The sequence below is a fragment of the Gordonia sp. HS-NH1 genome (assembly GCF_001418765.1).
Classification (GTDB): domain Bacteria; phylum Actinomycetota; class Actinomycetes; order Mycobacteriales; family Mycobacteriaceae; genus Gordonia.
Genome location: NZ_LIYC01000018.1, coordinates 24,010 through 44,834 on the forward strand (window position 1 = coordinate 24,010; position 20,825 = coordinate 44,834).

21 protein-coding genes and 1 pseudogene are annotated in these 20,825 nt (G+C 67.1%); 14 read left to right on the forward strand and 8 right to left on the reverse strand.

Annotated elements, in window-relative coordinates; all coding sequences use genetic code 11:
- Positions 1-6: 6 nt before the first annotated feature.
- Entirely contained in the window at positions 7-474 is a 468-nt protein-coding gene (locus AMD30_RS13780) for a hypothetical protein (protein ID WP_055475994.1), read from the reverse strand.
- 161 nt (positions 475-635) lie between these two features.
- Here AMD30_RS13780 and AMD30_RS13785 point away from each other — a divergent pair, with 161 nt between their 5' ends.
- Positions 636-1,133, forward strand: a complete 498-nt coding sequence (locus AMD30_RS13785; protein WP_055475995.1) for a hypothetical protein — start codon at positions 636-638, stop codon at positions 1,131-1,133.
- A 61-nt stretch (positions 1,134-1,194) separates the two neighbouring features.
- Here AMD30_RS13785 and AMD30_RS13790 read toward each other — a convergent pair whose 3' ends face one another.
- Positions 1,195-2,139, reverse strand: a complete 945-nt coding sequence (locus AMD30_RS13790; protein WP_055475996.1) for an NADP-dependent oxidoreductase — start codon at positions 2,137-2,139, stop codon at positions 1,195-1,197.
- Positions 2,140-2,376: 237 nt separating this feature from the next.
- Here AMD30_RS13790 and AMD30_RS13795 point away from each other — a divergent pair, with 237 nt between their 5' ends.
- The gene (locus AMD30_RS13795; protein ID WP_193748584.1) at positions 2,377-2,964 is read left to right on the forward strand and encodes a hypothetical protein; all 588 of its coding nucleotides are present in this window, start codon (positions 2,377-2,379) and stop codon (positions 2,962-2,964) included.
- A 28-nt stretch (positions 2,965-2,992) separates the two neighbouring features.
- On the opposite strand, the gene AMD30_RS13800 is transcribed toward AMD30_RS13795, so the two are convergent.
- Positions 2,993-3,361 carry a DUF1761 family protein gene (locus AMD30_RS13800; RefSeq protein WP_055475998.1) on the reverse strand — a complete coding sequence of 123 codons (369 nt, stop codon included), beginning with the start codon at positions 3,359-3,361 and terminating at the stop codon, positions 2,993-2,995.
- Between the two features lie 273 nt (positions 3,362-3,634).
- Here AMD30_RS13800 and AMD30_RS13805 point away from each other — a divergent pair, with 273 nt between their 5' ends.
- Positions 3,635-5,434, forward strand: coding sequence for an ABC transporter ATP-binding protein (locus tag AMD30_RS13805; protein WP_055475999.1), 1,800 nt, complete (start codon positions 3,635-3,637; stop codon positions 5,432-5,434).
- A 45-nt stretch (positions 5,435-5,479) separates the two neighbouring features.
- Here the strand turns inward: AMD30_RS13805 and AMD30_RS13810 are convergent, their stop codons facing one another.
- Both AMD30_RS13810 and AMD30_RS13815 read right to left on the reverse strand, forming a co-directional pair.
- Positions 5,480-6,004: a hypothetical protein gene (locus AMD30_RS13810; RefSeq protein ID WP_044506721.1), complete on the reverse strand. Its 525-nt coding sequence runs from the start codon at positions 6,002-6,004 to the stop codon at positions 5,480-5,482.
- Complete coding sequence (locus tag AMD30_RS13815) at positions 6,001-6,819, reverse strand: class I SAM-dependent methyltransferase (RefSeq protein ID WP_055476000.1); 819 nt, start codon at positions 6,817-6,819, stop codon at positions 6,001-6,003. Before AMD30_RS13815 ends, AMD30_RS13810 begins: the two co-directional genes overlap by 4 nt.
- Before the next feature lie 186 nt (positions 6,820-7,005).
- Here AMD30_RS13815 and AMD30_RS13820 point away from each other — a divergent pair, with 186 nt between their 5' ends.
- Entirely contained in the window at positions 7,006-9,489 is a 2,484-nt protein-coding gene (locus AMD30_RS13820; protein WP_231632722.1) for an ATP-binding protein, read from the forward strand.
- A 319-nt stretch (positions 9,490-9,808) separates the two neighbouring features.
- Entirely contained in the window at positions 9,809-10,894 is a 1,086-nt protein-coding gene (gene rsgA, locus AMD30_RS13825) for a ribosome small subunit-dependent GTPase A (RefSeq protein WP_010842539.1), read from the forward strand.
- A gap of 21 nt (positions 10,895-10,915) precedes the next feature.
- Here rsgA and AMD30_RS13830 read toward each other — a convergent pair whose 3' ends face one another.
- Positions 10,916-11,665 carry a DUF6319 family protein gene (locus tag AMD30_RS13830; protein WP_055476001.1) on the reverse strand — a complete coding sequence of 250 codons (750 nt, stop codon included), beginning with the start codon at positions 11,663-11,665 and terminating at the stop codon, positions 10,916-10,918.
- Between the two features lie 205 nt (positions 11,666-11,870).
- Here AMD30_RS13830 and AMD30_RS25030 point away from each other — a divergent pair, with 205 nt between their 5' ends.
- Positions 11,871-12,011 carry a hypothetical protein gene (locus AMD30_RS25030; protein WP_156354248.1) on the forward strand — a complete coding sequence of 47 codons (141 nt, stop codon included), beginning with the start codon at positions 11,871-11,873 and terminating at the stop codon, positions 12,009-12,011.
- Between the two features lie 131 nt (positions 12,012-12,142).
- Here AMD30_RS25030 and AMD30_RS13835 read toward each other — a convergent pair whose 3' ends face one another.
- The gene (locus tag AMD30_RS13835; protein ID WP_055476002.1) at positions 12,143-13,084 is read right to left on the reverse strand and encodes an SDR family oxidoreductase; all 942 of its coding nucleotides are present in this window, start codon (positions 13,082-13,084) and stop codon (positions 12,143-12,145) included.
- Between the two features lie 120 nt (positions 13,085-13,204).
- On the opposite strand from AMD30_RS13835, the gene AMD30_RS13845 reads away from it, so the two are divergent.
- Entirely contained in the window at positions 13,205-14,044 is an 840-nt protein-coding gene (locus AMD30_RS13845) for a helix-turn-helix transcriptional regulator (RefSeq protein ID WP_084817261.1), read from the forward strand.
- 39 nt (positions 14,045-14,083) lie between these two features.
- Here AMD30_RS13845 and AMD30_RS13850 read toward each other — a convergent pair whose 3' ends face one another.
- Positions 14,084-14,875 carry a hypothetical protein gene (locus AMD30_RS13850; protein ID WP_010842544.1) on the reverse strand — a complete coding sequence of 264 codons (792 nt, stop codon included), beginning with the start codon at positions 14,873-14,875 and terminating at the stop codon, positions 14,084-14,086.
- Between AMD30_RS13850 and AMD30_RS25035 the strand changes: the two are divergent.
- The 7 genes and pseudogenes from AMD30_RS25035 to AMD30_RS13880 form a co-directional block, all read left to right on the forward strand.
- Positions 14,874-15,401 (forward strand): annotated as a pseudogene (locus AMD30_RS25035) (hypothetical protein); the annotation flags it as partial. The gene AMD30_RS13850 and the pseudogene AMD30_RS25035 sit on opposite strands and share 2 nt — an antisense overlap.
- A gap of 104 nt (positions 15,402-15,505) precedes the next feature.
- The gene (locus AMD30_RS24570) at positions 15,506-15,709 is read left to right on the forward strand and encodes a zinc-ribbon domain-containing protein (protein WP_014926875.1); all 204 of its coding nucleotides are present in this window, start codon (positions 15,506-15,508) and stop codon (positions 15,707-15,709) included.
- 54 nt (positions 15,710-15,763) lie between these two features.
- Complete coding sequence (locus AMD30_RS13860; RefSeq protein ID WP_055476006.1) at positions 15,764-17,299, forward strand: protein adenylyltransferase SelO; 1,536 nt, start codon at positions 15,764-15,766, stop codon at positions 17,297-17,299.
- A 26-nt stretch (positions 17,300-17,325) separates the two neighbouring features.
- Positions 17,326-17,697 carry a TraR/DksA family transcriptional regulator gene (locus AMD30_RS24575; protein WP_010842548.1) on the forward strand — a complete coding sequence of 124 codons (372 nt, stop codon included), beginning with the start codon at positions 17,326-17,328 and terminating at the stop codon, positions 17,695-17,697.
- 115 nt (positions 17,698-17,812) lie between these two features.
- The gene (locus AMD30_RS13870) at positions 17,813-18,856 is read left to right on the forward strand and encodes an NAD(P)-dependent alcohol dehydrogenase (protein WP_010842549.1); all 1,044 of its coding nucleotides are present in this window, start codon (positions 17,813-17,815) and stop codon (positions 18,854-18,856) included.
- Between the two features lie 45 nt (positions 18,857-18,901).
- Complete coding sequence (locus AMD30_RS13875; protein ID WP_055476008.1) at positions 18,902-19,627, forward strand: lysophospholipid acyltransferase family protein; 726 nt, start codon at positions 18,902-18,904, stop codon at positions 19,625-19,627.
- A 72-nt stretch (positions 19,628-19,699) separates the two neighbouring features.
- Positions 19,700-20,791, forward strand: coding sequence for a YihY/virulence factor BrkB family protein (locus AMD30_RS13880; protein WP_035717335.1), 1,092 nt, complete (start codon positions 19,700-19,702; stop codon positions 20,789-20,791).
- The last annotated feature ends 34 nt before the right edge of the window (positions 20,792-20,825 follow it).

Here is a 20,825-nt window from a genome sequence, read left to right on the forward strand (position 1 = left end):
TGCACGTCATCGAATTGTGTAGACCAGTCCCAGACCGTCGTCAGCGAGGGCGACCATGAAGTCTTGTGCCCGGCGGAGAAACGCATTGGCATAGTCGGCGCTCGAGTACGGCACTGCCTCGATGATGTCGGTCTTCGTGATCGGCTCGACCATGACAATGTCTTTCGCAACCTCTTCGACCACGTCGGGAGGTAACACGTGAACGAACCCGACGTGAGCACCGTATTGCCCCACCGGGGTCACGTTTCCTTTGACGAGCTCCAAGGAGATGCGCGGCTGTAGCCGGCCGTCAGTCACAGCGAAAATGTGTTGGAGCTCTCGCCACGCCTTGTCGAGATACAGCATCCGGGGGCGGTCTTCCTCCGGTCCCCATGCATCCATGAGCGGGTCAGCCGAGAGGAACGGATACGGATTCCGTCGAGCCGCGTCCACATCACTCGGCTGCAACGGGTAGGCGTAGTAGCGAATTCCCATGTGCGGAATACTGACAGGGGAACCGGCTCGTGAACGGAGGTCGGACCCCGGTGTGGAGAACTCCAAGTGTGGCCGACGCCTTGTGGAGTGCCACCGGGGTTGATCTTCGGCGTGGATTTCTGGGTTGGTGGCTGCCGGACACATGAGGGAGAGTGGTTCCTATGTCTCACAACGAGTCACGCTTCGACCGGTCGTCGATAGCAGACATGGTCGCGCAGACCACCGGCCGGGCGATCCGTGCTGCACGCGCCTACGACTCCGAGGCGTTCGATGCCACCACCGACCTGCTTGCGTTGCACCCCGAGTCGCGTGAGGTGCATGCGCTGATGCTGCGGGAACTACTCGAGACCGCCTTCCCAGATGGGCTCACCGGCGAGGATGTGTCCGAGGTGATGACCAACACGAGCCGGGCTGTCGCATCATGGAATCCCGCAGTCAGTCCCGCAGCTCTGGCGCTGGTGCTGACCGGCGCGTTGGGAGTCGGCGACACCGCTGACTCCCATGCGCTGTCGTCCGCCGGCCCGTTGGACACCGAGACCACCGCCGCTGCACTGGTGGTCATCGCCGACCTCGCCGCGCGTGCCGAGGTCGACCCGGCAGCGTACTTGACCCGGGCTGTGGAGGAGATCCGTCGCGCCCAGACGATGGAGATGCCTTGATCGGTGGTCACCCGCAGTTGTCAACCGGGTTTGCCCACCAGCCTGACTAGAGCCCGCGCTGTCATTCGCCGGCAACGCGGACCACGATCTTGCCCCGCACGTGACCGGACTGGCTGCTCTCGTGGGCACCGGCGGCGTCGGCCAGGTCGAACACCTCGGCGATCTCCGGATTGAGGTCGCCGGCGTCGCCGAGGCGGGCCAGCGCCGCGAGGTCGCCGGAGTCGGGCCGCACCCACACGTAGTGACCGCCGAAGTCGTCTCGTGCGCGTGCGTCGGTGATCGAGGCGACCGTCCCGCCGTCCCTCAGCACATCTGGCACCGAGTCGAGTGCGTCGCCACCGACGTAGTCGAGCACGACGTCGACGCCGCCGGGTGCGAGTGCGCGTACCCGGTCGGCCAGACCCTCCCCGTATGTGGTGGGCTCGGCCCCGAGGGTCCGGAGATAGTCGTGATTGGATTCTGAGGCGGTGCCGATCACTCGTGCGCCGAGAGCGCGAGCGACCTGGACCGCGAAGGATCCGACGCCGCCCGCGGCGGCATGGACCAACACTGTGTGGTCTGCCTGGACTCCCGCCCGGCGAATGGTCTGATACGCCGTGAGGCCGGCGAGGGGAACAGCGGCAGCCTCCTCGAACGACCAGCTCGACGGTTTGTGGGCGAGAGTGCGCACCGGTGCGGCGACCAGCTCGGCGAAGGTTCCGCCCGCCACTTCCCCTCCGACGACGTCTTTCCGGACATAACCGAACACCTCGTCCCCGACCTTGAACTCAGGCGTGTCCAGGCCGACCTGTTCAACCACACCCGCGACATCCCAGCCCGGGACCACTGGGAAAACGGTGTCCATGATCTCGGCGAGGTACCCCTCGCGGACCTTCCAGTCCACCGGATTGACACTCGAGGCCCGGACGCGGACCAGCACGGAGTCGGGGCCGACCTTGGGCGTGGGGAGGTCGGTCAGTTGCAGGACATCAGGACCGCCGAAGCGGTCGTAGGTGATAGCTCGCATGGTGGCACCAACGGGTGTCTCGACGGAATGATTCCAACAGCACTGTGACTTCTGCCGGCGTCAGATCGTGACGATCGTGATGCGCGCCCGCCATCCGGCGGGAGAGGGACGTGATCCGACGCGGCAACGACCAGTGCAAATCCAGGCACCAAGCTGCGGGACGGAGCCCGGTCGCAGGATGAAAGACATTGTCCCGTAGTGTATTCACCCGTGAATCTCGCCGCTACCGATGCCATCGTGACCGACTCCACTGCCCGCGCCTGCGTGTGGTGCTCATCCAGCGACGACATCGCAGAACTCCGCGGCGAACCGCGGTGCGGGCGCTGCCGAGGGGCAGAACAGATCATCGCGGCGGCCCGTGAGTTCGTCGGCTTCTATGGTCTACGACCCTTGGGCGCGTCATTGACGTCCGATGACGACGAAGAACGCGAACACCGGGTGGCGGCTCGTGAAGCCTGGGCAGTGCTGAACCGGACCCGCACACAGCCCCCGCTGCGCGCCCGGTCCGGGCAGCGCGGCATCGCACGATCCGCATCCACCACCACAAGGACAGGCGGACACACGACAGCCCCCAAGGCCAAGAACGCCGTGTCCGGAAACGCCCGGCCGGCGGATGTCTCCCGACCCGACCGCGAGGAACTCATGAGCCGCGCCCAGTCGTTGCTGGGGCAGCTGACAGAGATCGAGGAACGGCTGGCCGTCGCGCAGGCTGACCCCGGCCTGAGCGGCAAGGCGAAGGTGTCCGACTTGACCGCCAAGCGCGATTCGGTGCTGCGTACGCTGGCCGCATTGGAAAAGGCCAAGCGGGCCCTGGAGCCTGCCTGACATTTCGCGCGCCAGGACCGTTGTGTTCTCACCGCCACAGCGACACGATCAGGACGAGAATGAGCAGCTTCAGGGCCCAGTCCCCCAGGTGTACTGCTGCTGTTGATATCGCAGCTCCCTCGTGAAACACCGCGCCGGCGAGCAGCACGAGCGGAATGAGGAACAGCCCCGCAGCGAGCAACAGTGCGCCGGTGAAATCCGGATCGAGCTGCGCGACCAGGCCGGCGACGAGCACCACGAGCACAGCGTTTCGGGCCAGTTCGACGACCGGCGTCGCCCAGGTCGGCCGGTGAACCTGGGCCGTAGCCGGTGCGCCCAGAACGCTGTAGTACAGGGCGCTCGCCACGAATGCAGCGACGACCGCGACTACGCACGCCCATACGTTGACGTTGCTCATTCTTCATCCGATCGTGTGTGTGCGAAGTCTGACCACACCACCTGACGAAACTCATCGCCGGCCCCCTGGCGGCGGCGCCGCCGCGAACAGCCGGTGGGCCCCGACCAACCACGAGAATGGTGCTCGCCTCGACGAGAGCCGTGTCGACTAGGGACTGGCGGTCGGGGAAATGGCGGTGCAGGGTGCTGCGGCTGACGTCGGCACGCACGGCGATGTCGCCGAGGGCCTGTGTCAATCTAGAACTCGTATGTACCACTCCGGAGGGCTTGTCCGATGACGACTTCGATATCCACTGCCGATCCCGGGCAGACCCCGGACATGCCGAAGCGCGCCAAACTGGCGATCCTCTGGTCGTACATGCGCCCGAACCGCGGGCTCCTCGCGCTGGGTGTCTTCCTCGGATTGCTCGCTACCGCAGCCGAACTCGCAACCCCCCTGGTCACCAAGTGGGTACTCGACGGGCTGGCGGTCTCGGAATCGCTGGCGGCGCCGATCACCGTCCTGGCCGTTCTGCTCGTCGCCGGATCGGTGATCAGTCTGATCCAGACGATCATGCTGGGCACACTGGCCGAACGCATCATCCTGGCCACCCGGACCGGCCTGATCGGTCACCTCCTACGTGTCGAGATCCCCGAACTCGGCCGGAGACCGAGCGGCGAGATGGTAGCGCGCGTCACCTCCGACACCCTGCTGATCCGTGAAGCGACGACATCGAGCATCGTCAACGGTGTCAACGGCTCGGTCGGGATGGTCGGGGCGCTCGTTCTCATGGCGGTTCTGGACCTCCCGCTGTTCGCGACCACGATGGCCGTCGTCATCATGGTCGGTGCCGCCGCAGCAGTGCTGATGCCCGGACTGGCCAAGGCGCAGCAAGACGCGCAAGCCGAGATCGGTTTCCTCGGTGGCCGATTGGAGGGCGTCCTCCGCTCGATCCGCACGGTCAAGGCAAGTCGCGCCGAGGCGCGAGAATCCGCCCGGATCGGCGAATTCGCGCACCGCTCGGCGAGCAAGGGTATCCGGGCCGTCCGCATCGAGGCCTGGGCGTGGACGATCACCGGCGGCGGAATCAATCTGGCGGTGATGATCGTCCTGGCGTTCGGCGCCTGGCGTGTCGCGGACGGTTCGATGAGCGTCAGCACCCTGATCGCTTTCCTGCTCTACGCATTTCAGCTGATGATGCCGGTCTCGCTGCTGACCATGAGTGTCACTGCGCTGCAGTCGGGGCTGGCCGCCGCCGCGCGAATCTCCGAGATCTCCGACCTCCGAACGGAATCTGACGATGCGGTGATCGGATCCTCACCGGCGCACGTCGACCGGACCGCCGCCGCGCTCGAACTCCACGACGTGGTGTACCGCTACGCGCCCGACGCCCCAGCCGCGCTCAACGGCATCGATCTGGTGATTCCGCGCCGCGGGCATACCGCCATCGTCGGACCGTCGGGCGCCGGGAAGACGACCATCTTCTCCCTCTTCCTGAAGTTCCTACGGCCCGATCGGGGAGAGATCCTGCTCGACGGCCGGCCGCTGGACCAGTGGACACTCAACGACTTGCGCGCCCGTATCGCCTACGTCGAACAGGACACCCCGCTCGTTCCAGGGACGGTGCGCGACAATCTGGTCTACGCGGCACCCGAGGCCTCTGACGACGACGTGTGGCGTGCCCTGGCGGCCGTGCGGATGGATGACCGGGTCCGCTCCATGCCCGATGGTCTCCTGACCGATGTCACCGCATCCACGCTGTCCGGCGGGGAACGGCAACGAATCGCACTCGCCCGAGCACTGGTCGTCGACCCCGAACTCCTCCTTCTCGACGAGGTGACCGCCCAACTCGACGGGCTCACCGAGGCGTCGGTGGCCGACGGCATCCGACGACAAGCGGCCCGCGGAGCAGTCGTCACCATCGCCCATCGGCTCTCCACCATCATGGACGCCGACCAGATCGTGGTCCTCGAAGCCGGACGGGTGCGTGCGGTCGGCAACCATCGGAGCCTGCTCGCCACCGACGAGCTCTATCGGGAACTGGTGGCCGCCATGCGTATCGACACCGACGTCGACCCCGCCGAAGCCGGTTGAATCGACACTCGCCCACCCGGATGTGCCCGGGTGGGCGAGGTCGGCTCAGAACCTGCCGGCCACCACGTTGGTGGTCTGGACTCGCGCGCGGCAGTCGCCGTCGGTGAACCGGACCCGGACGAACACCTCGTCGGCGCCGTCCCGGTCCTCGTCGAGAACCGAACTGGGAACCACGAACTGGCGGAGGTATTCGAGTCCACGGTCGGACGCCCGCAAGAATCCGTCGGTACCCACTGATGTGCCCGGGAAGTTGCGATCGTAGAGGTACTGCTCCTTCCCGTCGTCTCCCAGCACGATGTAGTGCATGCCACCGCAGCCCCGATCGTTGATGTGCGTGACGAATCCGACTGCGTCCGCCCGGGTCATCGGGTACAGACCCTGGATGATGATGCGGTTCTTGCCGGCGCCGGTGATGTTCTGATCGACGATCGTCAGCGTCGCGCCCGGGGTGCGGGCGGGTGCTGCCGATGCAGTCGTCACGAGAGGTGCCGCCACACCGACGGCTGCGGCGATCGCTGTCACCGCACCGAGGCGCGTGATGACCGTGCTGCGTCTGCGAGGAGCGTTCACGACCGCACCGCCTCGACCACCCGGTACTTCCAGTCGATCGAGATCCCGCCGGGCACCGGCTGCTGGTGGGACTCGGCGAGCGTGATCAGGTCGGCTCGCAGTGCCTGACTGCCGTCCTCGTCGAGTTTCGACGCGGCGGCGAACGTCGGGCCGTAGTAGCCCAGGAACAGGTCCGCGAACGCGGCCGCGTCCACGAATCGAACGGTCAGCGCCTCGGTGTGCGAACCGACCGATTGCACGCGATCACCGAACAACGACGCGACGTAGTCCTGATCGCCCCATCGAGTGGCGGGACGTGCGCCGGGAGGCGGGGTCACGTGGCGGCCGACGGTGGCGAGCATTCCGCCGACGAAGCCGTCCGCAGTCCAGCTGGTGACCACGATCCTCCCTCCCGGTCGGACGACGCGGGTCAGTTCACGCGCGGCCAGTTCGTGATCGGCGGCGAACATGATGCCGATCGTCGAGATGCCGGTGTCGAATACCGCGTTGCCGAACGGCAAGACCTCCGCCGGGGCTTCGACGAACTCGACGTCGAGATGCTCTGCGTCGGCACGGCTGCGGGCGATGTCGAGAAGCGCCGGCACATAGTCGATCGCGGTGACGTCGCCGCCCTGCCGAGCCGCGGCGAGTGCGGAGTGACCGGTTCCGGTCGCGACGTCGAGGACCCGGTCACCGGGAATGACCGACGCCGCGGTCACGGTTGCTTCGTTGACCGGCACGGTCAGCGCGGCGATACGGTTGTAATCGCCGCTGCTCCAGACCTTCTGCTGCTTGTCGCGCAACGAGACGAGGTCCGGGGTGATGGATGTCGTCATTGGATTGTCCATTCTGTGTGTGGGACGACTTGACGTCGGTGACCGATTCGGTACCGGCGCACTGACAACAGTCGGTCACCGGGCGTAGGGGCGACATCGGTGAGGACCTCCCATCTTTCGTCGAGCGTCCTGTCCATGAATGGGTAGACCCACCTATTCGACCGTTCCGCGGCCTACACTCGGACGGTGCGTTTGTTGGAGAGAGCCGAGCAGTTGTCGCAGATCAGGGCGGCATTTGCCCGGTTTCCGACCGGCTCGGCATTCTCGGTCGCCGGCGAGAGCGGCGCGGGCAAGACGGCGCTGGTCACCCAGGTGTGTGCGACCGCCCGCGATGTGCGGGTTCTCCGAGTGGCTTGCGATCCGCTCGACACCCCGCGCCCCCTCGGACCCGTCAAAGATCTCGGTATCGGCCTCGAGCCGATGACGCTGGCAGAGGTCTGCGAAGCAACCTTCGCCCATCTCGGTGCCGAACCGTCACTGCTGGTGGTGGAAGATCTGCACTGGGTCGACGCGGCGTCGACCGATGTGCTGCGGTTCCTGTGCCGTCGTATCGAGTCGATGCCCTTGGTCCTGCTCCTGACACATCGAGACCTCGAACCGCAGGCATCGGCGCGTGCGCTCCTCGCCGAGGACGTGTGCCGCATCGAATTGCCGCCGCTCAGCGTCGCGGCGATCGCCGAGTTGGTCGAGGGTACGGGTCTCGATCCCACGCTGGTGCACGCCGCGACCGGCGGCGATCCGTACTTCGCGACCGAGGTCTCCCGCGAACCAGACCTGCCGATCCCCTCGTCGGTGCGTGACGCCGTGCTGGCGCGGACGACGAAGGTCAGCGCGACAGACTTCGAAGCACTCCAGCTGATAGCGGCGTCCCCGGAACGCGTCGCCGACACCGCGTTGCCCGTCCTGGGGATCGACTACCCCACGCTCCAGCGTCTCGCCGACACCGGACTCCTGGAGTGGCGATCCGATGGCATCGTCTTTCGACATGAGTTGGCGCGCCGGGCAATCGAATCCACCATCCCACCGGGTGGGGTCGCGCACCTGCATGCACAGCTGCTGGAGGCGCTCGAGCAGTTGGGCACCGTGCACCCGTCCGTGTTGACCCATCACGCGGTTGCCGCCCGAGACTCGGGCCGCGCCATCCGATATGCCGTCGCGGCGGCCGAGGACGCCATCCGCGGCGGCGCGCACACGGAAGCCGTGGCGTACTACGAAATCGCGAAGCGGCACCAGCGCAACGCTTCGGCGCGTGAGCGTGCGGAGTTGCTGCTGGCGCTGGCCAACGAGCAGTACATGGTCAGCCGACTCCGCGATGCGATAGCCACTGTCAACGAGACGTTCCCGCTGTGGACGGAACTGGGCGACGACACCGGTGTGGCGACAGCTCATGTCGCCGTCGGTGTCTATGAGTACTACAGTGCGCACCGGCAACGCGCCGAGTCACACCTGACCCGTGCGGCAGAGATCGCGTACGGCACCGGGGCGACCACGGTGTACAGCCAGGCCCAGATCCAGCGCGCCTTTCTGGCGTTCATGCGGGGCGACGTGTCGGGGACCGCGACCCTGTTGGCCGACACCACCTCCGCAACCGACGACGAACTGCGCCTGTGGAATCAGGTCGTCTCGGATTCGGCCGCCCTGTCCAGCGGCGAAGAACATTCGCGGACCAGGCTTCTCGCGCACATGGAAGCCGCTCGCACACTCGGTTTCGACGAACTCGCCTCGACCGTCTATTCGCAGGTGGCCAGCCTCGACGTCGAACAGGGCAGGTACCGTGCGGCCGACCGGATCCTCGACGCCGGTCTCCCGTTCACGGTCGAGCGCGACATCCAGATCTGTCGGCACTGGCAGACCGCGGTGCGGAGCCGACTGCAGCTGACGCGTGGCCACTGGAACGGTGCCCTCGAGGACGCCGGAGCTGTCATCGAAGCCGACGGGATGCCGATCGCCACGTTGTGGCCGCGCCTGGTCACGGCGCTGGTGCCGCTCCGGTGTGGCGCTCCGTTCGATGTCCACGAGATCGAGAAAGCGTGGACCCTGGCCGGTCAGATCGACGAACCTCTCCGGCGACTCGCGGTCCTGGCCGCTCTCGCGGAGATCAGCTGGATGACCGGTGCCGAGGATGCGCGGGTCGTCGCGGCGGACACTCTCGACGACGACGGAACCGAGTGGGCATCGGGAAGCGTCGCCGTCTGGCGGTCCCGACTGGGCATGTCGACCCAGACCGGTCCGATCGCGGAGCCGTATCAGTTGTCCATCGACGGCCGGCACGCCGACGCCGCCCGGTGGTGGACGGACGCCGGCGACCCGTTCTCGGCGGCGTTGTGCTGGATCGACTCCGACGATCCCGGACGCGGTGTGACGATGCTCGACGGTCTCGGCGCGGTGGGTACCGCAGATCGCGCGCGAGCGATGTTGCGCGAACGCGGCTGCGACACAGTCCCCCAGCGCCCCCGTTCGACAACCCGCGTGAACCCCGGTGGCCTGACGAACCGGCAACTGGAGGTCGCGCGTCTGGTGGCAGAGGGGTTGTCGAACACGGAGATCGCCCGGCGGTTGTACATCTCGTCGAAGACCGCGGACCATCACGTGTCGGCGGTGCTGTCCAAGCTGGGCATGACCTCGCGTCGCGAAATCCTCGCTCGGGGTGTGGAGTTGGGGCTGCGATAGTTCGAAGGCCCCGGTTGTTGCGAGAACTTGTATGACGTCGAACCCGGAATCCGGGCTCATCGTCATACGGATCGAGAAAAACAGTGGCGGCCCTCGTCGGACGGTGCTAGCGTCAGCCGCGCTGTCCGACAATGGACAGCTCGAGACCTGGAGGTGTGTCGATGGTTGCCGTCGAGATCGCTGTCGTCGACAGCAGCATCCGAGCCATCCCCAATTCTCCAGCCCGTCTCCGACCCTCGTAATCTGTTCCCTCACAGGCGACTCTGTCGCAGCACTGGGGAACTTCCGGGGTCGCGGGCTCATCCCGAAGGTCTCCACAGTGAATTCTCCAGATCATTCGTCCTCCCCTATCGAGCTCACCAGCATCGGCTGGGACGAGCATTTCTCGACTCTGTTCGCCGATCACGCTGCCGACGATGATGTGCCTGCTCGCGTCGTGCGAGTGGATCGCGGCGGGTGCGACACCCTGACAGCAGCGGGTCCGGTCCGGGCCGTCCGCAGCTCCCACCACATCGGCGACCGCGAACTGGCCGTGTGCACCGGTGACTGGGTCGTGCTGCGCCGTGACGATGAGCGGGCCCAGGTCGTGGGCGTCCTGCCGCGGCGGACGGCGATCGCGCGCGCGAGCTCGGACCGGACTTCGGAACGGCAGGTGCTCGCCGCCAACGTCGACACGGTGATCATCGCGGTGTCGGTGGCGCACCGGGTGAACGTCGGCCGGATCGAGCGCCTGCTGACGCTGGCCTACGACGCCGGCACTCGACCGGTCATCGCGCTGACCAAGTCCGACCTGGTCGACGACACCCTCGCCGGCGAAGCCGCGGTCACCGCGGTCGCCCCGGGCGCCGAGATCGTGACGACGAGCACGGTCAGCGGCGTCGGTATCGATCTGCTCGCCTCGGCCATCACCGGTACCGCCGTTCTCCTGGGTTCTTCCGGTGCCGGCAAGTCGAGCCTGGCCAACGCGCTGCTTGGACGAGAGCACATGGCGGCCAGGCAGATTCGCTCGGTCGACGGCAAGGGCAGGCACACCACGGCGCACCGTGAGCTGCTGCCTCTCCCGGGGAGCAAGGTGCTCATCGACACCCCCGGTCTGCGCGGGATCGGGGTGCAGGATGTTGCGGACGCGGCCGGCCGGACCTTCGCCGAGATCGAAGAGTTGTCCCGCGACTGCGGATTCCGCGACTGCGAGCACCGCAGCGAGCCCAGATGCGCGGTGCAGGAGGCAATTCGAGAAGGCCGGCTCGATGCCGGTCGATTGGAGCGCTACCGCAAACTGCTACGCGAAAGCGAGTGGTCGGCGGCTCGGGGCGATGCCCGTCGGTCGAGTAAGCGAAACAAGAGGGACAAGGCCATCACGCGAGACATCCGCGCGATGTACCGGTTTCGGGACCGGCAGGGCTGAGGCGACCCAGCCGGCCAGTCGTCAGTCGTCGTCGCCGGGACCGTCCAGGTGTGCGAGGGCGGCCCGCGCGGCTTCGAGTTCCTGACTGAGCTCCTCGATGCGACGCTGGGCGGCGGATCGTGCGGACTCGATCACGGCGTCGACTGCCGCGATCGCGGTCTCGTCGTCCAGCTCTCGCATCGCTCGTGCCACCCGATCCGCCGTGACCTCGGCAGGTTTCCCCTGCTTTCGGGTCCCGTGCGCAACTGACACCGTCCAGGTGCTCTCCCCCGACGCGGTGATCGTGACGGTCGTCGGCGCGGTCGACGCCTTCGACTTTCGCGGCGGTTTGCTCGTCGCGGGTGGGGGCGTCGGCTCCACCGCTTTCGGTTGTGTGTCCGACGCGGGCCGTGACTTCTTGGGTGCGTCAGCGGGAACTGTCGGGGTCACAGCAGGTTTGGCGACCGGGGCGGGATCGTCCTGGGCGGGTGCCCGCTTCGGTGTGCGCCCGCGAGCGGCCGTCGTCGTGCCCGGCGCCGGCCGGTTCCGCCGCAATTCGTCGGCCTCGAACGGTAACTGGTCGTCGATGCCTCTCGGGCTCACCGTCACTGTCGAACCGTCGATCGACACGACCCGCGCCGAGGCGCCGGCCTCCAGATTCAACGACGGCATCGCGTCGCGCAGATACACCGTGGCCCGTTTGCCGGAGGCGAGTGCGGCGGACAGCGACTCCAGATCTCCGGGCGTCAGTCCGGCTCTTGTCTGAGAACTCACCGAGACATTGTCGCACATGCGTGCGAACGGCTGCCGCGGGATCGGGGCGTTCAGACTGCGATCTCCGCAGCCTGAGTGGATTTCAAACCTACGGAGAGATGACCGTTACGAATTCGTTATCTTGTGCATCGGTGCGGCGTCGACCGGCGGCACCAGGGGAATCCCGAACGTTCGCGGCCCTAATGTTCTCAGGGACGGTATCGGGTCATCGGAGGGAAATCTTGTGACGAAGGCGAGTACCACAGCAGATGTCTCGACAGGCGCGCGCGAAGTCCCGATAGCCGATCATGCTCGTGCCGGCGTGACGATCGCCGCGCTGCTGTGTGTCACCTCGGCGGCGACCTTTCTCACCCTCTTCCCCTGACTCGTTCGTCCCCAAGACTCCGAGTGGAAAGCACCACAAGTGCTCCTTGCCGGTGTGTCACCTGCGTCGACTGCGGTCCGCAGGTGGCACACACCACTTAGCCGATCGAGAGTCATCGCGAGGTCTGATCGTCAGCTCGCCCTCACGCGGGTCAATTGTTCAGAGACCTCCCACAGCCGTGTCGCCGCCCCGTGATCACGGAACGGCCCCCAGAGTGGATGCGCGCCGGGTGGACCGCCCGCGTTCCCCGGCCACTGGGGTCCGTAGAACGCACCGTCGGGCACCTCGGGCGTTGTGGCGGCCATCAGCGCTGGGAGAGAAGCGGTTTCGACCGTTCCGACCCCCAGGCCATGTCGCGACAACCACTCGATGATCCGCCGGCCGCCGGTTGACGCCGTCCTGCCGACCTCCGGCCTGGCCGCGAGAAGACTGGTCGGAGCGACCCCGGGATGCGAGATCGTGCTCGTCACATCCCAACCCGCGGCGTGGCTGCGGCGTCCGAGTTCGAGGCCGAACAGCGCACACGCGATCTTGGACTGGCGGTATGCGCTCATCCCGTCGTAGTCGTGCTCCCAATTCAGGTCGTCCCACTGTATCGAGCCCCGCTTCGCGGCGATGCTCGTCTGCGAAGTAACCCGCGCCTTTCCGGCACGGAGTACCGGCAGCAGCGCGACGGTGAGCGCGAAATGCCCGAGGTGATTGGTGCCGAACTGGACTTCGAACCCATCGGACGTGGTCATCCGTTCCGGCGGAGTCATCACACCGGCGTTGTTGACCAGGATATTGATCGGTGTGCCGTCGGCGCGGAGCCGTGCGGCGAGCGACTCGACGGAGGCCAGCTCGGACAGGTCGACGTGCTCGAGGGTGAGGGTGGCCGCGGGGTGTCGGTCGCGAATGCGTGTGGCGGCCGCCGCACCCTTGCTCGGATTGCGTACCGGCATGACCACTTCCGCACCGGCTCCGGCGAGGGCCGCCGCGATCTCCCAGCCGATCCCGTCGCTGGCGCCGGTCACCACCGCTCGTCGACCGGTGAGATCCGGAATGGTCAGGGTGTATCTGCTGCCTGGTGACATCTGAGCTCCTCGTCGGGCCGGGTTCGTTCTCACGTCTCCGAGTGTCGCGGCCTACCGCACCGTTAACCACGGCCTGTCGATCCGTGGCTGAGCGGTACCCGTGCACGGAACAATGGCCACATGATCGATCGACCGGGCCTCGCAGACTTTCTCCGGGTGAGGCGCGCCGCGCTGCAACCCGAAGACGTGGGACTGCCGCGTGGACAACGGCGTCGCACAGGTGGCCTCCGTCGCGAGGAGGTCGCGGCGTTGAGTCACATGTCCACCGACTACTACTCGCGGCTCGAACGAGAGCGCGGCCCGCAGCCGTCGCCGCAGATGATCGCCGCCATCGCCCAGGGTTTGCACCTCTCGCGCGCGGAGCGAGACCATCTGTTCCTCCTCGCCGGCCACCAGCCGCCGATTGCGGGCTCCGACCGCGAGCACGTCGCCCCGGGCATGATGCGCATTTTCGACCGACTCGACGACACTCCGGCCGAGATCGTCACCGAACTCGGTGAAACGTTGCGCCAGAACCGTCTCGGGGTCGCCCTCGTCGGCGACCTCACGCGGTTCGACGGTCCCGCGCGAAGCATCGGCTATCGGTGGTTCACCGACGCCGGTTCTCGCCGGTTGCACCCTGCCGAGGACCATCAGTTCTACTCGCGGATGTACGTGTCGGGGCTCCGCGGAGTCATGGCGCTCCGTGGCCCCGATTCCTACGCGGCGTCACTGGCGGAACGACTCCGCGCCGAGAGCGAGGAGTTCCGCGACATCTGGGCACGGCACGAAGTGGGCATCGCACCTCGGGAGCTCAAGCGGTACGAGCACCCCGAGGTCGGGTTCCTGGAGCTGAGTTGCCAGATCCTCGTCGACCCGCGGTGTTCGCACTCACTCCTCGTCTACACCGCGACACCGGTTAGCGCGAGCGCGGAGAAGCTCCGGCTGCTCTCCGTCGTCGCCGCACCGACAGCGACCTGAGCGGTCCTCAGGGTAGCCGGGAGACCCCAGGGAGAGCGCTCAGAAGTCGAATCCACCGCCGAAGTCGCCGCCGCCGAAATCGCTTCCTCCACCGCCGAAGTCGCCGGAATCACCGCCTCCGGAATCGCCACCGCCGAAGTCGCCGGAGTCGCCGCCGCCCTCGAGCGCACCCGCTTCGGAACCGTCGCCGGCGCCGCTCTCGAATCCCTGCGCGTCGTAGGGCACGCCCGCCATCCCGGAGAACATCGCCGAGAACAAGAACATCGACCCGAGTCCCCAGGCGCCGGCCACCAGAGCCGGTTTCCACCACGGCTCCGAGTACCAACCGGCGGGAACCGGCCGACCCGCGACACGACCGCCGGGGTAGTAATTCGGGGTCTGCGCCGACGGATTCGGCGATGCCGCGACTTGTCGTCCCTCGAACTCCACGGTGCGATCCTCGGTGACCGCACCCGCACTCTTCTGACCGTCGAGTTCGGGGATGGCCGGTCCGGGGTCGAGATTCATCGCCGCGCGGGCGGCCCGGATGTAATAGAGACCCTCGATCGCGGTCTGCTTGGCCAGCCGGGCCTGCGTCGGCGAGTTGGCCTGCTCGATCTGGGACCCTGCCGCGGTGTAGCGCTCCCCCGCGTCGGCGAGCGCTTGCTTCGACGCCGGGCCGTCGCCGACCAGCATGAACACCTGTCCCCCGAGTCGTTCGATGGCTTGCCGCGCGTCGGCCTTCGCGTCGTCCAGTGTGCGGGCCGCGTTGGCGCCGGAACGCTGCTGTGCGAAGACCACCACCCCGACGACGATCACGACGATGACGGCAATCAGTATCAGTGCTTCCATGCTTCCCTCCGGTTTGCGTGTCCGCGGCCCGCCGTTGTCGTCATCAGACCGACAATTCGGTCACCATCGAGCCTACCGATTCCCGGCATCGCGACGGCCGCGTCGCCGAGTGGGCGACGCTACCTCCGACGGTGTCCATTCTCGTCGCGGAACCCGATCGACGCCGCGCCTTCACCGGAGTGAAACGCGCGTGGCCGGGCGAGAACGTGGCGTCGTCGTACGGCGGACGCGGAACATCGGTCACCCTTGGGGGGTGACCGATCGGGACGGAGTGGGAATACACCGCTGTCGAAGCGCGGAACAAGTGGCCGAACTTCGGTGGGAGTGGGCGCGCGAGACCGATGCCACAGTCGGACCATGGCAGGGCGACGTGGACTTCGTCGCCGCGGTCGCGACCTGGCTCGGCGACGACCGGCGAACGGTCTGGACCGCCGGCACACATGAACTCGCAATCGGAATGGTGTGCTTGACCGAGCACATCCGGATGCCCAGTCCGCGCCGGGCCGCCGGCGGCCGATGGGGCTACCTCGGCCACCTGTATGTCCGGCCGACGTTCCGCGGGTCCGGGATCGGAGAGGAACTGGTGCTGCGCACACGTCCAGTCGCCGCCGGGATCTCTACCATGGCGGTGTGTTCTTCTTGTTCGGATATGGCCGTAGGCAAAAGCATCTCGGCGCGGGCCAGACCCGTGCGTGTCCCCGCTGCCACAACACCACCCAGTGGGCGAGGATGCGTGAGTACTCACAGTTCAGTGTCTTCTTCATTCCGATCGCCCGGTGGAATCGACGCAACTTCGAGGCGTGCGGCATCTGTGGCGCGGCACTGGCTGTCTGACGGCCGTCCGAGGCCGGCGAACCGGACGGTTCCGATCGCGCACCCGGTTTGCCGATGGCGAAACTGGTTACCCTCGGTAGGGTGTCCGCCTCTCCTGATTCCCCCGCACGCACGAGTGCCGCGATCGCCGGCTTCGAGCGCACTTTCGTCGATGCGCTGACGCCACTCACCGTGCCGTGGCAGGGCGCCGATGCACCCGCACCGCGCCTGCTGGTCGTCAACGAGGCACTCGCTGCCGACCTCGAGCTCGACACCGACGCCCTCCGAACCGACGACGGCATCGCGCTCCTGGCGGGTGCGGCCGCCCCTGTCGACGCCGTCCCCGTCGCGACGGCTTACTCCGGGCACCAGTTCGGCGGTTACACCCCACTTCTCGGCGACGGTCGGGCCTTGCTGTTGGGAGAGCTCGTCGATCGCCACGGTCGACGAGTGGACCTGCAGCTCAAGGGTTCTGGGCGCACTCCGTTCTCTCGAGGCGGCGACGGGTTCGCCGTGGTGGGGCCGATGCTGCGCGAGTACCTCGTCAGTGAGGCGATGCATGCGCTGGGCATCCCGACGACGCGCTCGCTGTCGGTCGTGGCCACCGGGCGCGACATCCAGCGCACCGGTGCCGAACCCGGCGCGGTGCTGGCCCGGATCGCCGCCAGCCATCTCCGCGTGGGAACCTTCGAATACGCCGCGCGTAACACCGACCTGACGCAGCAACTGGCCGATTACGCGATCGGCCGTCACTATCCGGAACTCGCCGCGGCATCGGAACCCGGCGACCACAGCCGCTACGTCGTGTTCTTCGAAGCCGTTCTCGAACGTCAGGCGGCCCTGGTGGCCCAGTGGATGCTCGTCGGCTTCGTCCACGGGGTGATGAACACCGACAACACCACGATCTCCGGAGAGACCATCGACTACGGCCCCTGCGCCTTCCTCGATGCGTTCGATCCGTCAGCGGTGTTCAGCTCGATCGACCATGCCGGTCGATACGCATACGGGAATCAGCCCGCCGTCCTGAAGTGGAACCTGGCCCGATTCGCCGAAACGCTGCTCAGGTCTATGGCGCCGACGCCCGACGACGCGATCACTGCGGCGACCGAGGTGCTGACCACCTACGAGGCGCGCTACGAACGACATTTCATCACCGGCATGGCGTCGAAGATCGGACTGGACGATGTGTCTGCCGAACCCGACCTGATCGCCGACCTTCTGACCCTGATGCGCGACCAGCGCGCCGACTGGACGGGCACCTTCCGGGCGCTGGCCGACGAGCTCCGCGGCGACCAGGTCCCGATCACCAGCCTCATTCCCCGCGAGCACATCGGTCCATGGCTCGAACGGTGGCGACGTGCACTGGCCGGTGCCGGTCGCGAGCCCGAGGCGGTCGCCGCGGCGATGGACCGTGTCAACCCGGTCTACATCCCACGGAATCACCAGGTCGATGCTGCCCTGCGTGCCGCGACCGAGGGGGATCTGGAACCGTTCGCCCGGTTGCTGACCGCGGTCACGCATCCGTTCGAACGTCGCATGGACTGGGCTCACTACGCGGCACCGGCCCCGCCGGCGTTCAGCGACACCTTCCAGACCTTCTGCGGTACCTGAGCGAGACGCCGTCGGATGGGCGCACTGTGAACCCGAGTGAGGACGTCGACTCCCGCGATGCACTGGTCGCCGAGAGGGAACGTACCGCCGCACTGATCGAGTCGTTGTCGACCCGCCTTGCTGCCGTCCTCGAGGCGACGAGCGACGCGGCAGCCGACGACGAGCACGATCCGGAGGGTTCTACGCTGGCGGTCGAACGCGGACACCTGGTTGCCCAGTTGGAACGATCGCGGGTTCGGCTCGACGAGATCGGTGCCGCGCTGGATCGTGTCGGCTCCGGTGCGTACGGGCATTGCGAGACATGCGGCGCACCGATCGGTGCGGAGCGCCTGGAGGTGCTGCCGGCCGCCCGGCAGTGCGTACGCTGTGCGGCTCGGAGCCCGTCGCGGCGATGGTGAGGTCCGACCAGGAATTCATGTCCGGTTCGCCGTAGACCTATGCGCGTATGGCCATACGCGGGTAGACCGGAGGGCGGGAGAGCACGCGAACGACTCGAACCGAAAGGTGTCCGGCATGAAAGCCATCCAGATCATCAAGCCAGGAAGTCCGCCAGAGCTCCGTGAGGTCGACAAGCCGACACCCGGTCCCGGACAGGTGCTCCTGAAGGTGACCGCTGCGGGTGCGTGCCACTCCGACGATTTCGTGCTCAACATGCCCGCAGAGGGTTTCCCTTATCCGTTGCCGATGACGCTCGGGCATGAGGGCGCAGGCGTGGTCGCCGAAATCGGTAGTGGCGTCACGACACTGAGCGAGGGGACGGCGGTCGCGGTCTACGGCCCGTGGGGTTGCGGTGTCTGCCATTTCTGTTCGCGTGGGCTCGAGAACTACTGCACTCGCGCCGCCGAACTCGGCATCGCCCCACCCGGACTCGGCAACGAGGGCGCGATGGCGGAGTACATGATCGTCGACGACGCTCGTCATCTCGTCCCGCTCGGTGATCTCGACCCGATCGCGGCGGTCCCGCTCACGGATGCCGGGCTCACCCCCTACCACGCGATCAAACCATCGCTGCCGAAGCTCGTCGGCGGCACAACGGCGGTCGTGATCGGTGCCGGCGGTCTGGGACACATCGGGATTCAGCTGCTGAGGCACCTGACCCCGGCGCGGATCATCGCCCTCGACGTCAGCGAGGACAAGCTCGCGTTCGCGCGCGAAGTGGGCGCCCATGAGACAGTCCTCAGCGATGCCGATGCCGTGGCGAATGTCCGGTCGATCACCGGAAACGACGGGGCCACAGCCGTATTCGACTTCGTCGGACTCCAACCGACGCTCGACACCGCGATGGGGGTCGTCGGCACGATGGGTGACGTCGTGATCGTGGGCATCGGTGACGGCGTCGCCGCTGCCAAGGTGGGATTCTTCTCGCAGCCGTATGAGGTGTCGGTGCGCGCCCCCTACTGGGGGGCTCGGGATGAGCTGATCGAGGTCCTCGACCTCGCTCGCGACGGAGTGCTGGAGGTCGCCGTCGAGAAGTTCTCTCTCGACGACGGGCTCGAGGCGTACCGACGACTCGCCGCGAATGAGTTGCGCGGACGGGCGGTCGTCGTCCCGGACTGACCGGAACCGCATCGCGCCGTCACAACCTACGGTACCGTAACTTAGGTGAGAGTCGAGCTGTCCGAGTCGCAGGCTGTGTACGAGCACTACCTCGTCCATCAGCAGGACCGAGCCCGGGCGCGGATGATGTACGGCGTGCTCGCCGCCCGGATTCGGCCGGTCGTTCGCTTTCGCTCGCGGGACCGGCTCAACCGCACCGTTCGCACCGGGGTGCCGATGCTCATCGCGGCAAATCACGTCTCCGAGCGGGACCCGTTGGTCCTCGCCGCAGCCGGGTTCCGCTCACCGTTGCGACGGCGGATCGGCAGTCTGCGGGTCCTCGCGAAGGACGAATTGTTCGAGGATCCGGAGCAGCGTAGGAAGATCGACACCCTGGGCGGGATCCCGGTCTTCCGCAGCAAGGACCACGGGGTGCGGGCGGCCGCGGATGCGGGGCGTCGGATGATCGGCGTCTGCGTCGAACGGATGGCCCGCGGTGACAGCATCGCGGTGTTCCCGGAGGGAACCTGCAACGAGGGTGACCCCACCCAGGTTCAGCGACTCGGTACCGGGATCGGGCACATCGCCCATCGCGCCCTGCGGAACGACGTCGAGGTGTGGATGGTGTCCGCGGGTATCGCCTATCCGAGCGGAGGCGGACGCCCCGTCGTCGCGTTGGGCGATCCGGTGGACCTCCGCGCTCGACGCGACGAGACGCCGGCTGCGGTGACGCGGTGGATCCAGCGTGATCTGCAACGTGCGGTCGATGACGCGTGCGCCCTCGCGCGCTGACCCCGAACGCCCGGTGGGGGTTGACGACGTCGATCGGGTTTGGCTTGCGTGCCCGAGGGATATGCGCAGGAGATGCAACGAGATGACGCCGCCGACCCAGCTGAGCGAGATCCGGTCGCGGGCGACCGGGACGTTCGCGACGACCCCGATTCGGCCGATCCCGACGACCCGCGTAAGCCGGACTCGCCGACCGACCTGACCAAGCCGTCGATGCTCTTCGTACTGAAGAAGACCGCTCGCGAGTTCTCTCGCGACCAGTGCACCGACCTCGCCGCGGCGTTGACGTACTACTCGGTGCTGTCGCTGTTCCCGGCGCTGCTCGCGCTGGTCTCGCTGCTCGGCGTGTTCGGCCAGGGCGAGAAGACGACCGACGCAGTCCTGCAGATGGTCGACGACATCGGCCCGTCGTCGGCGGTGGACACGTTGCGAGGGCCCGTCGAACAACTCGTGGCCGCGCCCAGCGCCGGTTTCGCACTCGTGCTCGGTCTGCTCGGCGCGCTGTGGTCCGCATCGGGATACGTGGGAGCCTTCGGCCGCGCCATGAACCGCATGTACGAGATCGACGAGGGCCGCCCCATCTGGAAGTTGCGGCCCATCATGCTGCTGGTGACACTCGTGGCGCTTGTTCTCGCGGCCGCGGTGGCACTGATGCTCGCGATCAGCGGGCCGATCGCGAAGTCGATCGGTGACGCCGTCGGGCTCGGCGACACCGCGCTCACCGTGTGGAACATCGTTCGGTGGCCCATCCTGCTGCTGTTCGTCATCCTGATCGTCGCGATCCTGTACTGGGCGACGCCGAACGTGCAGCAGCCGAAGTTCCGTTGGATCAGTGCCGGTGCGGTGCTCGCCATCGTCACGTGGATCGTCGCGTCGGCCGCGTTTGCGCTGTATGTGTCGAACTTCGGCAGTTACAACAAGACCTACGGGGCACTCGCCGGGGTCATCGTGTTCCTGCTGTGGTTGTGGCTGACGAACCTCGCCCTGCTGTTCGGCGCCGAGTTCGACTCGGAACTCGAGCGCGGCCGGCAGCTCCAGGCGGGTATGCCTGCCGAGGAGCATCTGCAGCTGCCGCCGCGGGACACCACGGCCTCGGACAAGAACGATGAGAAGGATCAGAAGTTCATCGAACAGGCGCGGGCGCTTCGCAACTCGCAGGGGAACTGAGCCGTCGGGTGGCACCCCGTAACGTCAATGGGAC

Coding starts and splice junctions, on each gene's coding strand:
- AMD30_RS13800 (WP_055475998.1), bottom strand. CDS start 3,361: ATGAGCAACGTCAACGTATGGGCGTGCGTAGTCGCGGTCGTCGCTGCA.
- AMD30_RS13830 (WP_055476001.1), bottom strand. CDS start 11,665: ATGTGCGACAATGTCTCGGTGAGTTCTCAGACAAGAGCCGGACTGACG.
- AMD30_RS13860 (WP_055476006.1), top strand. CDS start 15,764: ATGGCGAAACTGGTTACCCTCGGTAGGGTGTCCGCCTCTCCTGATTCC.
- AMD30_RS13805 (WP_055475999.1), top strand. CDS start 3,635: ATGACGACTTCGATATCCACTGCCGATCCCGGGCAGACCCCGGACATG.
- AMD30_RS13815 (WP_055476000.1), bottom strand. CDS start 6,819: ATGACGACATCCATCACCCCGGACCTCGTCTCGTTGCGCGACAAGCAG.
- AMD30_RS13790 (WP_055475996.1), bottom strand. CDS start 2,139: ATGCGAGCTATCACCTACGACCGCTTCGGCGGTCCTGATGTCCTGCAA.
- AMD30_RS13785 (WP_055475995.1), top strand. CDS start 636: ATGTCTCACAACGAGTCACGCTTCGACCGGTCGTCGATAGCAGACATG.
- AMD30_RS13780 (WP_055475994.1), bottom strand. CDS start 474: ATGGGAATTCGCTACTACGCCTACCCGTTGCAGCCGAGTGATGTGGAC.
- AMD30_RS13835 (WP_055476002.1), bottom strand. CDS start 13,084: ATGTCACCAGGCAGCAGATACACCCTGACCATTCCGGATCTCACCGGT.
- AMD30_RS13850 (WP_010842544.1), bottom strand. CDS start 14,875: ATGGAAGCACTGATACTGATTGCCGTCATCGTCGTGATCGTCGTCGGG.
- AMD30_RS13870 (WP_010842549.1), top strand. CDS start 17,813: ATGAAAGCCATCCAGATCATCAAGCCAGGAAGTCCGCCAGAGCTCCGT.
- AMD30_RS13880 (WP_035717335.1), top strand. CDS start 19,700: ATGCAACGAGATGACGCCGCCGACCCAGCTGAGCGAGATCCGGTCGCG.
- AMD30_RS13845 (WP_084817261.1), top strand. CDS start 13,205: ATGATCGATCGACCGGGCCTCGCAGACTTTCTCCGGGTGAGGCGCGCC.